Source organism: Caballeronia sp. LZ065 (assembly GCF_031450975.1).
In the GTDB taxonomy this organism is placed as follows: Bacteria; Pseudomonadota; Gammaproteobacteria; order Burkholderiales; family Burkholderiaceae; genus Caballeronia.
Window position 1 is genome coordinate 355,001 of record NZ_JARUXV010000002.1, and the last position, 11,991, is coordinate 366,991.

12 protein-coding genes are annotated in these 11,991 nt (G+C 65.5%); 2 read left to right on the plus strand and 10 right to left on the minus strand.

The features are described from left to right. Nucleotides 1-25 precede the first annotated feature (25 nt). Nucleotides 26-1,792 carry a hypothetical protein gene (locus tag QCE63_RS15800; protein ID WP_309834277.1) on the plus strand — a complete coding sequence of 589 codons (1,767 nt, stop codon included), beginning with the start codon at nucleotides 26-28 and terminating at the stop codon, nucleotides 1,790-1,792. 28 nt (nucleotides 1,793-1,820) lie between these two features. Here QCE63_RS15800 and QCE63_RS15805 read toward each other — a convergent pair whose 3' ends face one another. The 7 genes from QCE63_RS15805 to QCE63_RS15835 are packed head-to-tail and all read right to left on the minus strand — an operon-like array spanning nucleotide 1,821 to nucleotide 7,939. Beyond that, nucleotides 1,821-3,062: an FAD-binding oxidoreductase gene (locus tag QCE63_RS15805; RefSeq protein ID WP_309834278.1), complete on the minus strand. Its 1,242-nt coding sequence runs from the start codon at nucleotides 3,060-3,062 to the stop codon at nucleotides 1,821-1,823. Nucleotides 3,063-3,105: 43 nt separating this feature from the next. Continuing rightward, nucleotides 3,106-4,362: an FAD-dependent oxidoreductase gene (locus QCE63_RS15810; RefSeq protein WP_309834281.1), complete on the minus strand. Its 1,257-nt coding sequence runs from the start codon at nucleotides 4,360-4,362 to the stop codon at nucleotides 3,106-3,108. Next, the gene (locus tag QCE63_RS15815; RefSeq protein WP_309791056.1) at nucleotides 4,362-4,742 is read right to left on the minus strand and encodes a RidA family protein; all 381 of its coding nucleotides are present in this window, start codon (nucleotides 4,740-4,742) and stop codon (nucleotides 4,362-4,364) included. The genes QCE63_RS15810 and QCE63_RS15815 overlap by 1 nt, the downstream gene beginning before the upstream one ends. A 50-nt stretch (nucleotides 4,743-4,792) precedes the next feature. Continuing rightward, on the minus strand, nucleotides 4,793-5,446 hold the full coding sequence (locus QCE63_RS15820) for an amino acid ABC transporter permease (RefSeq protein WP_309834282.1): 654 nt from the start codon (nucleotides 5,444-5,446) through the stop codon (nucleotides 4,793-4,795). Then, on the minus strand, nucleotides 5,443-6,129 hold the full coding sequence (locus QCE63_RS15825; protein WP_309834283.1) for an amino acid ABC transporter permease: 687 nt from the start codon (nucleotides 6,127-6,129) through the stop codon (nucleotides 5,443-5,445). The genes QCE63_RS15820 and QCE63_RS15825 overlap by 4 nt, the downstream gene beginning before the upstream one ends. A 1-nt stretch (nucleotide 6,130) precedes the next feature. Continuing rightward, nucleotides 6,131-6,934 carry an amino acid ABC transporter ATP-binding protein gene (locus QCE63_RS15830; RefSeq protein ID WP_309834284.1) on the minus strand — a complete coding sequence of 268 codons (804 nt, stop codon included), beginning with the start codon at nucleotides 6,932-6,934 and terminating at the stop codon, nucleotides 6,131-6,133. Nucleotides 6,935-6,958: 24 nt separating this feature from the next. Next, complete coding sequence (locus QCE63_RS15835) at nucleotides 6,959-7,939, minus strand: transporter substrate-binding domain-containing protein (protein WP_309834285.1); 981 nt, start codon at nucleotides 7,937-7,939, stop codon at nucleotides 6,959-6,961. Nucleotides 7,940-8,150: 211 nt separating this feature from the next. Between QCE63_RS15835 and QCE63_RS15840 the strand changes: the two genes are divergently transcribed. Beyond that, the gene (locus QCE63_RS15840; protein ID WP_309834286.1) at nucleotides 8,151-8,792 is read left to right on the plus strand and encodes an XRE family transcriptional regulator; all 642 of its coding nucleotides are present in this window, start codon (nucleotides 8,151-8,153) and stop codon (nucleotides 8,790-8,792) included. Here QCE63_RS15840 and QCE63_RS15845 read toward each other — a convergent pair. Genes QCE63_RS15845 through QCE63_RS15855 form a run of 3 tightly spaced genes read right to left on the minus strand, consistent with a single transcriptional unit; the run spans nucleotide 8,765 to nucleotide 11,916 of the window. Then, nucleotides 8,765-9,727 (minus strand): helix-turn-helix domain-containing protein, encoded by a 963-nt coding sequence (locus tag QCE63_RS15845; protein ID WP_309834287.1) that lies wholly within the window; start codon nucleotides 9,725-9,727, stop codon nucleotides 8,765-8,767. The genes QCE63_RS15840 and QCE63_RS15845 overlap by 28 nt on opposite strands. 36 nt (nucleotides 9,728-9,763) lie before the next feature. Further along, nucleotides 9,764-10,537 carry an ethanolamine ammonia-lyase subunit EutC gene (gene eutC / locus QCE63_RS15850; protein WP_309834289.1) on the minus strand — a complete coding sequence of 258 codons (774 nt, stop codon included), beginning with the start codon at nucleotides 10,535-10,537 and terminating at the stop codon, nucleotides 9,764-9,766. Next, entirely contained in the window at nucleotides 10,534-11,916 is a 1,383-nt protein-coding gene (locus QCE63_RS15855) for an ethanolamine ammonia-lyase subunit EutB (protein WP_309834291.1), read from the minus strand. Before QCE63_RS15855 ends, eutC begins: the two co-directional genes overlap by 4 nt. Between the last annotated feature and the right edge of the window lie 75 nt (nucleotides 11,917-11,991).

The window sequence follows — 11,991 nt, forward strand, 5'->3', positions numbered from 1 at the left end:
CAACCATTGACCAACGGGTCCTGTCATGAACATGCCTGCCAGCTTTCCGAGGATTTCGTCGCTCACGCCCACGCTCGGCACACTGCCGAGTCCCGACGAATGGATCAAGAAGACTTCGCTGACGTTCTCGAAGCGGAGTCCGTCGACGCTCGCCATGGACGAGTGCTACAAGGCGTTCTACGCGCAGGTCAACAAGTCGCCGGATCAGGAACGCTATGCGGCGCACATGCTCTACAACCAGATGAAGGCCTATCTGCGCGAGAAGCATGGACTGTGGAGCAAGTGCGAGCGCAACAAGGCGAGCAAGGGCTTCATGGCGGACCTCTTCAAGGCGTTGGAAAAAAGCGTGGCGGTCGCGCCGTCGGTCGTGCATGCGACGGCGCTGTCCAGAATCGACAACCACGAGATTCCGCATGCGCGCTTCGGCGTGCTGTATCTGCTGTCCAATATCACGGTGGAACTGAGCGCGGCGAACTACGCGAGCATGGCAATCGAAGGCCTGAGCGTGGCGGGCACGGCGGTTTCGCTCGGCACGACCTTCGACATCTCGAAGAACGATCCCACCAAGCTCTCCGGCGACAGCGGCAACGCCATCTTCAGCGCGACCGGCAACAAGATGACCTCGAAGTCGGTCGGGATGGGCAAGCTGCCGAGCCAGGATGCATCGACGTTCATCAGCGCGGGCGGCGGGGCGCTGGGTCTCGGCAAGACGGTTGCATCGGGCGACGGCACGGAAATGGCCGCGCAGCAGGTCATCAAGCGTCAGGCGCTGGCGGGTGCATCGTTCCGTACGCTCGGATCGTGGCAGATCACCACCGAGTGGGAAAAGTTCAAGCAGTGGGTGTACAACAAGATTCGCGGCGTCGTGGATACCGTGCGCACGAAGATGCTGGCGGACGGCGACTGGCCCGCGTCGCTGGCGGGCAGCGCGATCAAGACGCTGATCGAGAAGGCAGTCGTGGCGATCTGCCAGGCGTCCGCGCCGTATGTCGGCTCAGGCATCGAGATTTTCACCGGGCTCGCCAAGACCTTCGCAGCCGTGGCCCAGAAATTCTCCATGGTGTCCTTGCGCAAGAAGTTCGAATTGCGCGAAGGACATCCGGCCGAACTCGCGCGCGCCATCGAGCGTGAGATGGAGATGGATATCGGCGGGGGCGTGAAGGACGTGCTGAAGGGTGTGGGCGGCCTGTCCGCGCAGATCTTTCTGCCGGGCGCGGGCGCGCTCGTCAGCGCGGTGATGACGGCGATCGAATGGCTCGTCAAGACCATCATGCGGCTGGCCGAGGCGCATCGCATCGCGGACTTTTTGAAGCTCGCACGGCAGATGTACGACCGCGAGCCGCGCGAGAACTATCAGGAAGGCAACTTCAGGCCGGCGACCATGAACCGCGGCGGCCTGGTGCACGACACGGCGCGCTTCACCGAGTTCTTCAAGGAAGGCTGCAAGGCCAGTGCGATCATCCCGATGCTCACGCTGAACACCGGCATCTGCGGCAGCCTGATGACGATGATCCGCATGGTGAACGATCTCGGCGATACCTCGCAGCGCAGCTACGACGCGGGCACGGACTACTTCTCCGCGTTGAAGCACTACGCGGCCAAGTACATGCGCGATTCCGGCTTCTCGTTCAAGGCGCGCGAGCGCAAGGAAGTGGTCCTGCACACGAGCGATGAAACCACGAAGCAGAAGGCGGCCATCAAGAGCGTGCAGGGCTTGTTGAATCACGCGCTCAATTCGCACCAGGTCATGTCGGACTGGAAGACGAAGGTAGGCGCGGCGGTGCTGGCTTGAGTGAAGCCGCGCGGCGGAGACGTCCGCGCTAAGCGAAGCGCCTCGCCGAAAAACGTTCGAGCAACGCGGGTCGTTCGCCCGCGATCAGTTGCGCGACGAGCTGACCCGTGGCGCCGCCCAGCGTGATGCCGAGATGCTGATGGCCGAACGCATAGATCACGCGCGGGTCCGCCGATGACGGCCCGATCACCGGCAGATAATCCGGCAGGGTAGGCCGCACGCCCACCCAGCTGCTGCGCACCGGCGCTTGCAGTTGAATATTGCGCCGGATGTTGCGTTCGATGAAGTCGGTGCGCTTCGTGTTCAGCGGCATCGACAGTCCGCTGAGTTCGATCGTGCCCGCCGCGCGCAGGCGTCCATCGCGTAACGGCGTCATGTAGAAGCTCGATTCGGCGATGCAGGTCGGCCGGGTGAACAGCGGCTTGTCGAGCTGGAATTCGACGTGATAGCCGCGTTCCGCCCCGAGCCGGATACGGTCGCCCATCTGCGCCGCGAGTTGCGCCGACCATGGCCCGCCCGCGAGCACCACGCGGTCCGCGAGGATGCCGCGCCCATCCGCCGTACCGATCTCGATGCCGCGCGCGCTTGCGTTGAGCGTCGCGACCTCCATGCGGGCACAACGTCTTTCTTCGATCAACGGCCGCGCCAGCGCTTGCACGAAGCCTTGCGGATCGAGCAGATGACGCGCGGACGGAAACAGGATCGCGCCCAGCGCGCGGCCATGCAGCGCCGGTTCGAGGCGCGTCAGTTCGTCGTGACCGAGCACCTCCTGCTGTACGCCGAGGCTGCGGCGCAACGCGATGTCAGCGGTGGCGCGGCGCATGCCCCGCTCGGTCCTGTAAGCGTAAAGGCAGCCCTCGTGACGAATGAACGCGCGCGCCTCGGGGCTGGCGTCGAGCAGCGGCGCATAGCCTTCGAACGTGTGCTGGAGGATCGCGGCGAGCGCCTCCGTATTCGCGACATACGCGCGCCGGTTACATTGCGCGAGGAAGCCCGCGAGCCAACCGGCGAACTGGCCGATGCGCGACCAGCGGATCGACAGCGGCGACTCCACGCCGAACAGCAGGCCCGGCATGTCGCGCCAGATACGCGGCTGCGGCACGGGCGTGCACGCATAATCCGCGATGGTCGCCGCATTGCCGAACGAGGCCGCGCCTGCGATCTCGCCGCGATCGACCACCATCACGTCGTGTCCCTGACGACGCAGCCACAGCGCGCACGACACGCCCACCACGCCCGCGCCTACCACCACGACCTCACGCCTTTCCATGCTTGACCCTTTGGCCTTGACCCTTGGCCTTGACCCTTGACGATTACCAGAAGCTACGTGTGAGACTGAAGGGCGAGTTGCGCCCGTCCGTTTGACCGGTGACCATCGACGTAACGAGTTCCGCCGAACCGCACGCAAGCGTCCAGCCCAGCGCGCCATGGCCGGTATTGACGAACAACTGCGGCACGCGCGTGGCGGAGACGAGCGGCAGGCCATCGGCGGCCATGGGCCGGAGGCCGCACCACGGCCGCACGTTGTCGGGCAGCGTCATGCGCGGAAACAGCCGGCTCAGCGCGCGCCTGAGATTGTCGACGCGTGCCGGGCGCAAGGTCTTGTCGAAGCCGTCGAACTCGACCGTGCCCGCGACCCGCAGCGTGTCGCCAAGCGGCGTCACGCCGATATGCTCGAAGTCATCGACGATGGGCCGTGCCGGCATGAAGTCGAGATCGCTGGCGGCGAGCGTCAGCGAATAGCCCTTGACGGGCGCCATCGGCAGGCGCACGCCGAGCGGCGCGACCAATGCAGGCGAGAGCGCGCCCGCGCAGATCACGACGCTGTCCGCGCTCAGCGTCTCGTCATGCAGGCGCACGCCGCGCACCGCGCCGGTTTTTGCGTCGATGCCCAGCACGTCCGTGTTCCAGCGGAAGACCACGCCCTGGCGCTGCGCTGCGGCGGCCGCCGCGACGCTGAACGCGCGCGCGTCGCCCCAGGCGTCGCTTTCGAGCAGCAAGCCGGTGCCGATGCTGTCGGCGATGGGCGCCAGTGTGGGTTCGAGCGCGGCGGTCTGCGCGCCGTCGAGCCGCGTGACCTTCGCGCCCATGCGTTCGAGCATGCGCGCGAAGTTTTCCGCGTGACGTTCGGCGTCCTTGCCGCGAATGAGTTCGAGCAGGCCGCCGTGCCGGATCTTCGCCTCGATGCGCTGCTCGCCGAGCAGACGCTCCATGATGGCGAGGCTGTGCTGCCCGAATGCAGTCAGCGCCGCGGCGGTCCGCTGATACTTGCTGGCACGGCAGTTCGCGAGAAAGCGCAGGCCCCACATGCCGAGTCCCGGAATGGCGCGCGGGCGCAGCAGCAGCGGCGCATCCTCGCGGCCGAGCCATTTGAGCAGTTGCAGCGGCGTGCCGGGCGAGGACCACGGCAGCGCGCTGTTGGCGGCGAGCAGGCCGCCGTTGGCGAAACTGGTTTCGAGGCCGGCCTCGGGACGGCCGTCGATGACCGTGACGCGGCAGCCCGCGCCCGCGAGCGCGAGCGCGGTCGTCGTCCCGATGATGCCCGCACCGATGACGATGACATGCTTCATCAGGCGGCCTTGCTCACATCCGCGTGGGCGAGGATTTCGATCTTGCCGCCCGGCACCATCAGGTCGGCGATGATCGTCGCACGGTTCGGATACGGCTTCGTGAAGAAGCGGCGATACACCTCGTTCATGCCTTCGAAATAGCTCTTGTCCGTGAGGAAGACCTGGACTTGCGTCACGTCGTCCATCGTGGCGCCCGCCGACTCGACGATCTGCTTCAGGTTGTTGAACGTGAGCTCGGCTTGCTTGACGATGTCGCCGTCTTCGATCGAACCGTCCGCGCGTACGGGAATGCTCGCCGTGTAGAGCGTGCCGTTCGAGACGGTTGCCCATTCCACCGGTGCGGTTCCATCCGGCAAGCCGGTTGCGATGACCTTGCGCATACTGGTACTCCTGAAAATGAGCGTGAAGCTCGGGTTGGAAAGCGTGGCTGTCAGCTGTGCGACGGATGACGCCGCTCGATGTGCCGCATCAGCTGCGAGAGCGGATAGCACAGCACGAAGTAGAACGCCCCCACGGTGACGTAGATTTCGAACGGCATGAAGTATTGCGAGCTGAGATCCTGGGCGCGCAGCATGAGATCGGGTGCGGCGATCAGCGAGGCCACCGAGGTGTCCTTGAGCAGCGAGATCGCGACGTTGCCGGAGGGCGCGAGCACGAGGCGAATGGCTTGCGGCAGCACGACCCAGCGCATCGCCGCGCCGCCGGTCATGCCGATGCTGTACGCCGCCTCGCTCTGGCCGCGCGGCACGGCCGCGATGCCCGCGCGGAAGATCTCCGCGAAGTAGGCGGCGGCGTTCATGCCGAGTCCGATCACGGCTGCCTGATACGAATCGAAACGGATGCCGATCGCGACAAAGCCGAAGTACACGAGAAACAGCTGCACTAGCGCGGGCGTACCGCGAAACACTTCGATATAGATGCGCGCGATGCGTCCGGCGAGGCCGCTGCTGCCAATGCGCACGATGGCCAGCACGAGTCCCAGCACGATGCCGATGACGATGGCCCCGCACGCCAGCCGCAAGGTGGCCCACGCGGCCTGGAACAGTTCGTCGTGCATCGAGGCCCACAATTCCGCGTAGCTCATGACAGCGCCGTCCTCGTTTTGCCGAAGCCGCGTTCGGTGGCCGTCGAGAGGCGCGACAGCGCGAGACTCAGCAGCAGGTAAATGACCGCGACGATGAAATAGATGAGGTTGGTCTGATAGGTCTCGCTGACCAGCATCTTCGCGCGGAACACGAGCTCGGGCACCGCGACCGCGGAGGCGAGCGACGTATCCTTCAGCAAGCCGATGGCGAAGTTGGCCAGCGCCGGCAGCGCGAGCCGCATCGCCTGCGGCAGTACGACCGTGGCGAGCGCCAGCGGCCAGGTCATGCCGATCGCCATCGCGGCTTCGCGCTGGCCGCGATCGACCCCGTTGATGGACGAGCGGAACACTTCGGACAACAGGGCCGCGCCGTTCAATCCGAAGCCGAGGGTTGCCGCGACGAACGCGGGCAGCGACACGCCGATGCGCTCCAGCCCGAAGTACAGCACGAACAGTTGCGTCAGCAGCGGCACATTGCGGAACAGTTCGAGATAGACATTCGCGATGCCCTTCAGCCACACACTGCGCGACAGACGCATCAAGGCCAGCACGAAGCCCAGCAGGAATGCCACGCAGAACGCACTCGCGGCGAGCGCCACCGTCGTGACGGCGGAGACACACAGGACGCGCGCGAAGTACGGCAGGAAGTGCAGGCTGTTCGCCCATGCGGTGAGCAGCGCCATGTCAGTGCTCCAGCACGGCGCGCAGGAACGCGCGCGTGCGTTCGGCCTGCGCCTCGTGAAAGATCTGGCGCGGCGGCCCTTCCTCGACGATCTTGCCGTCCGCCATGAACACCACCTTGTCGGAGACGCTTTCCGCAAAGCGCATCTCGTGCGTGACGATGATCATCGTCATGCCCTCTTCCGCGAGCTTGCGCATCACGCCGAGCACTTCGCCGACGAGTTCCGGATCGAGTGCGGACGTGGCTTCGTCGAACAGCATGAGGCGCGGCTTCATCGCGAGCGCGCGGGCAATCGCGACACGCTGCTGCTGGCCGCCCGAGAGCTGGTCCGGAAACGCATCGCGCTTGGTGTCCATGCCGACTTTCGTCAGCATCGCGCGGGCTTCGTCGATCAGGTCGCGGCCATTGCGCTTCTGCACCTTGCGCGGACCGAGCAGCACGTTGTCGAGCACGCTGAGATGCGGGAACAGGTTGAAGCGCTGGAACACCATGCCGATGTTGGCGCGCATCGCGGCGAGATCGCGGCCGGACATCGGTAGCCAGCGCGTGCCCTGCTGCCGTTCGCCGATCGTTTCGCCGTCGATCAGGATATGGCCCGCGCTCGGCGTCTCCAGGAAGTTCACGCAGCGCAGCAGCGTGGTCTTGCCCGAGCCGCTCGGGCCGATCAGGGACACCTTCTGCCCGGGCATCACGTCGAGGTCGATACCCTTCAGCACGTGATGCGCGCCGAAGGACTTGTGCAAGCCGTCGATGCGCACCAGTGGCCGGGTGGCGACGGACGGAGGGTTGATGAGCGTGGCTGCCATGTCGCGGTGTCCCATGAGCGCGCCTTAAGCGAAGGCCTGGCTGAAATCGCGCGGCTCGTGCGCGAACGGTCCGATGAGCGCGCCCTTCGCGTCGCGGTCCACGCCGATGCGCGGATCGGTGGGCATCGGCTGCAGATAGTCCGGATTGTCGATGCCGTACTTCGCGAGGATCGGCTTGATCTGGTTGGTGCGCCACAGCCAGCGCACGCCTTCGTTGATGCCGTCGAACAGGTCCTTCTTGTCCGGACTCACGCCCCAGATCGATGCAAACTTGCCGGTAAGACTCGGATAGGCCGTGTCGAACGCGATGGGAATCTGCTTGAGTCCCCACGACGGATTCTGCTGGATCATGTAGTCGACGGTCGGAGCGTAGAGCACCGCGAAGTCCAGGCGGCCGGCGGTCACGTCGCGCAGGCACGAATCGATGCCGTCATACAGCTTGACCTCGACCACGCCCGGCACCTTCTTCATGTCCGGCACCACCGAATAACCCGTGGCCGTGCCGATGGTGTGACCGCTCAGGTCCGCCACCGCGAGCGACGTCTTGGCCGTCTGGTTCTTGCGCATGATCACGTAGGCGCCGGTATAGAAAACCGGATCGGTGAGCAGCAGCAGCTTCGCGCGGATCGGCGTCCAGGCGAAGTTGCCACCGAACCAGTCCACGCGCCCCGACTTCACCGCCTCGATCACGGCGGAGAAGCTCATGTTCTGCACGTCGATCTTCAGTTGCAGGCGCTCGGCGATCAGCGCCAGCATGTCGAAGTCGGTGCCGACCAGCTTGCCGTCGCGGACCGAGGCGATCGGCATGTCGCCGAGACACGCGGCCGTCAGATAGCCCGGACGCACCGTCTTGATCGCGCTGCCCACGGGCGCCGCCGCGAAGGCGTTGCCGCCCAGCGTGCTGGCGCCGAGGCCCGCCACGACCCCATAGCCCGCCGTCTTGAGAAAGCCTCGCCGTGACGACTTGACGGTTTCGATGGCGCGCTGGATTGGATCGTCGATCATGGTGGTCAGCCCTTCCTTGTGTGAGTGAACGGGTAGCGGCGGCTTGTTTTTGCATTTATGCAAAACCGTGCAAACGATCGTAGGAAGCTAAAATCGCGCGGTCAAGCAATAATTTTGCAAATATGCAAACTAGCGCAAAGTGGCCGCGCCTGTGTCACCATGTCGGGATGGCGTTTCCCCGTCATGCATCGAACAGATCAGAAGAGACACCATGAAGACAGAGAACCGGGCACGCAAAACGCCCGTGCGCAAGACCGCGGCGAAGGCGGTCGCCACCCGCAGGCAGGAGACGCCCGCGCCGGCCGAAGAAGCCAGTCCAGGCGAGACCATTGCGCAGCATCGTCACGCGCGCGGCATGACGCTCGCGAAGTTGTCGGAGTTGTCGTCGGTGGCCATATCCACCATCTCGCGTGTCGAGAACGGCCGCATTTCTCCTACGTATGCCGTGTTGTCGAGGCTGGCGAAGGCGCTCGACATCCGCTGGCCGGACATGGTCGGGGGCAACGACAAGTCCTTCGCGCAAGGCTGCCGCGCGGTCAGCCGCGCGGGGCACGGCATCAAGCACCCCACGTCCACCGGCGTGTTCGAGTGGCTCGGCACGGAGCTGGTGACCAAGTCGATGGAACCGACGCTGATCGAGGCCACTGCCGACACGGGCAAACATGTGCTGTCCGCGCACGACGGCCAGGAGTTCATCTATGTCACCGAGGGCACGCTGCTGTTCCTGATGCGCGACTACGCGCCGCTCACGCTGGAGAAGGGCGACAGCATCTATTTCGACGCCGGCACGCCGCACGCCTGCTATGGCGTGAAGCTGCCGACGCGTTATCTGTCGATCGTTGCAAGGCCCTGAGCGCGCGTGTCCGAAGGCCTGACGCCGAACAGCCTGCGATAGTCGAGCGCGAACTGGCTCAGATGCCAGAAGCCCCATGAGGCAGCGATATCCTGCACGCTTTGCGCACGCTGCCCGGCGTGACGAAGATCGCGGCGCGCGCCGTTGAGGCGCAGGGCGCGCAAATACACGTTCGGCGCCATGCCGAACGCTTCCTGGAAGCAGTACTGAAGCGTGCGCCGGCTGACATGCAGGTGCGCGCACAGTTCGGGCACGTTCACCGCGCGGTCGCGGTGCGCGAGCACATGACGGCGTGCCGCTGCCGCGATCTCGCCGCGCCGCGAGGGCGCAGGCAAGGGCGCATCCGCGCCGCAGCCGAGCGCGCCGCTCTCGAAGATCCACGCGAGCGCCACGGTGGGCATTGAAGCGCCGCCGCGCAACATCGACAGCAGCGCCGCCGCGAGTTGCGCGCGCTTCGCGGGGTTGATGATGACGATCTCGCCGCGCGGCAACGCGTCTTCGAGTGCGAGGCGTTCCACCGTCTGCGCGTAGTCGCTCAGCGCAGCATGCTTCATGACCACGCCGAGGATCTCGTAGCCGGGCGGCGTCGCCAGCTCGAACTCGACCCCGCCGGGCCGGAAGGCAAGGGCATCGTCGGCAAGCGTGCGGGCATGGATACGGCCTGTTGCGCCGCGCGAGAGCGGGATGCCGAACCAGCATGAATCGGCGGGCACTTCGCAGGTCTGGCGCAGACACTGGCTCGTGGTTTCGCGAAACAGATGCATGCCGTCGACGTGCGTTTCCTCGAGCATGCCGACGAAGCGGCCCGCGCTCAGCTGGTCGTAGAGCTGCCGCCAGCCTTGCAGATTGCCGGCCTGTTCGTCCGCGTCGTGCGAGACGACATGGCGCACGCCGGCAGGGCTCGATGACTTCGATGCTGTCGCTACACTGTTCATGCATCGACTATAGATCGCCAAAATGCCGTGTCGATTTCATTCGATCGACATGGGATAACCGTTCAGCGTGACGAAGGCATCGCTGTCGTCCTTCAGGCCGACACCGGTCATCTCCAGGCGGCGTGCATGCGTCAGCAGATAGTGCAGCTTGTAGGCGGCGGCCTCGTAGCCCAGACCTTCGGGACGGACATTGGAGATGCAGTTGCGCTCGGCGTCGCTGCGTCCGACCTTCGGTTCGAAGGTCAGATAGATGCCGAGGCTGTCGGGCGAACTCAGTCCCGGCCGCTCGCCGATCAGCATCACGACGATGCGGGCCCGCAAGCGCTCACCGATCTCGTCGGCCAGTGCGACGCGGCCTTGTCGTGCAATGACCATCGGACCGATCCGCCATCCAGCGAGCCTTGCGCGGATCGCCTGAAGCAAAGGCACCGCCTGTTTCGAAGCGGCAAAGGCGGACAGGCCGTCGGCGATGACGAACAGCACGTCGTGGTCCTTCGGCGCGTCATCGAGGACGCTGCGGCTCGCGTCGGCCAGACGCCGGCCGCGATCGGGGCAGCGCAGATAGTGCGCGCGATCGGGTGCGTCGCTGTGTACGTCGATCACGCCCATAAAGCCGGCATCGTGGAGACGCGCGCGCAGTGCGGCGCCATCGAGCGGGTGATGCACCGCGTCGCGCGCCTGCGCGTGCGAGAGCTGGAACGCGAGCAGCGGTGCGGTCGGCAGCCCGCTGCCCACGCGCCCGAGCGCGATGCGCGCCTGCGTGAACGCGCGCAGCGCCGCCCAAGGATTCCTGGTGACATCCTCGCTCATTCGTGCGCCATCCATTCGAGCAGCGGAATGCGCGACGCGTTCTCCAGCAATGCGCCGCGCGCATCGGTGATGCGCATGGCTTCGAGCCACGCCTCGAATTCCGGCGCGCGCTTCAGGCCGAGCACGTCGCGCGCGTAGAGGGCGTCATGGAACGACGTGCTCTGGTAGTTGAGCATCACGTCGTCCGCGCCCGGCACGCCGATGATGAAGTTGATGCCCGCCACGCCCAGCAGCGTGAGCAGCACGTCCATATCGTCCTGATCCGCTTCGGCGTGATTGGTGTAGCAGATGTCGCAGCCCATCGGCACGCCGAGCAGCTTGCCGCAGAAATGGTCTTCGAGCCCGGCGCGCATGATCTGCTTGCCGTCGTAGAGATACTCCGGTCCGATGAAGCCCACCACCGTATTCACGAGCAGCGGTTCGAAACGGCGCGCCACCGCATAGGCGCGCACTTCGCAGGTCTGCTGGTCGACGCCATGATGCGCGTTCGCCGAGAGCGCGCTGCCCTGGCCGGTTTCGAAATACATCACGTTGTTGCCCACGCTGCCGCGTTGCAGCGAGCGCGCGGCATCGAAGGCTTCCTGCAACAGCGCCAGCGAGATGCCGAAGCTCGCATTGGCTTTCTCGGTGCCGGCAATCGACTGGAACACGAGGTCCACCGGCGCACCTTTCTCTATTGCGCTGATGGTGTTGGTCACGTGCGTGAGCACGCAGGATTGCGTGGGCACCTGGAAGCGTTCGCGGAACTCGTCGATCATGACGAGCAGCGTCGTGATGGCGGCGAGACTGTCGGTGGCGGGATTGATGCCGATGACGGCGTCGCCGCAGCCGTACATGAGGCCGTCGAGCATGGACGCGGCGATGCCCTTGACATCGTCGGTCGGATGATTGGGTTGCAGGCGCACGGACATGTGTCCCGGCAGTCCAATGGTATTGCGAAAGCGCGTGACCACCGGACGCTTGCGCGCCACCGCGATCAGGTCCTGATTGCGCATCAGCTTGGAGACGGCGGCGACCATCTCGGGCGTGAGGCCGTCGGTGATGCGCGTGAGCGCCGCCGTATCGGCGGAGGCGCTCAGCAGCCAGTCGCGAAAGTCGCCCACCGTCAGATGAGCGATCTCGGCAAAGGCGGCGGGCGAGTGTCCGTCGAGGATCAGGCGCGTGACTTCGTCCTGTTCGTACGGGATCAGCGGCTCGTTCAGGAACGCGCGCAACGGCACGCGGGCCAGCGCGTGCTTCGCGGCGACGCGCTCTTCCTCGCTGGCCGCGGCGAGGCCCGCGAGCTGGTCGCCCGAACGCAAAGGACTGGCCTTCGCCAGCAGGGTTTTCAGATCGGCGAAGCGCCAGGTCCGATGGCCAATGGCTTCTGCATGACTCAACGGCTGCTCCTGGACTGATCGCGATCAGTCCATGTTAAGCAGGGCAGTGCGTCGGGCGTTATCGAAAATCGGCAA

Coding starts and splice junctions, on each gene's coding strand:
- QCE63_RS15800 (WP_309834277.1), top strand. CDS start 26: ATGAACATGCCTGCCAGCTTTCCGAGGATTTCGTCGCTCACGCCCACG.
- QCE63_RS15805 (WP_309834278.1), bottom strand. CDS start 3,062: ATGGAAAGGCGTGAGGTCGTGGTGGTAGGCGCGGGCGTGGTGGGCGTG.
- QCE63_RS15810 (WP_309834281.1), bottom strand. CDS start 4,362: ATGAAGCATGTCATCGTCATCGGTGCGGGCATCATCGGGACGACGACC.
- QCE63_RS15815 (WP_309791056.1), bottom strand. CDS start 4,742: ATGCGCAAGGTCATCGCAACCGGCTTGCCGGATGGAACCGCACCGGTG.
- QCE63_RS15820 (WP_309834282.1), bottom strand. CDS start 5,446: ATGAGCTACGCGGAATTGTGGGCCTCGATGCACGACGAACTGTTCCAG.
- QCE63_RS15825 (WP_309834283.1), bottom strand. CDS start 6,129: ATGGCGCTGCTCACCGCATGGGCGAACAGCCTGCACTTCCTGCCGTAC.
- QCE63_RS15830 (WP_309834284.1), bottom strand. CDS start 6,934: ATGGCAGCCACGCTCATCAACCCTCCGTCCGTCGCCACCCGGCCACTG.
- QCE63_RS15835 (WP_309834285.1), bottom strand. CDS start 7,939: ATGATCGACGATCCAATCCAGCGCGCCATCGAAACCGTCAAGTCGTCA.
- QCE63_RS15840 (WP_309834286.1), top strand. CDS start 8,151: ATGAAGACAGAGAACCGGGCACGCAAAACGCCCGTGCGCAAGACCGCG.
- QCE63_RS15845 (WP_309834287.1), bottom strand. CDS start 9,727: ATGAACAGTGTAGCGACAGCATCGAAGTCATCGAGCCCTGCCGGCGTG.
- eutC (WP_309834289.1), bottom strand. CDS start 10,537: ATGAGCGAGGATGTCACCAGGAATCCTTGGGCGGCGCTGCGCGCGTTC.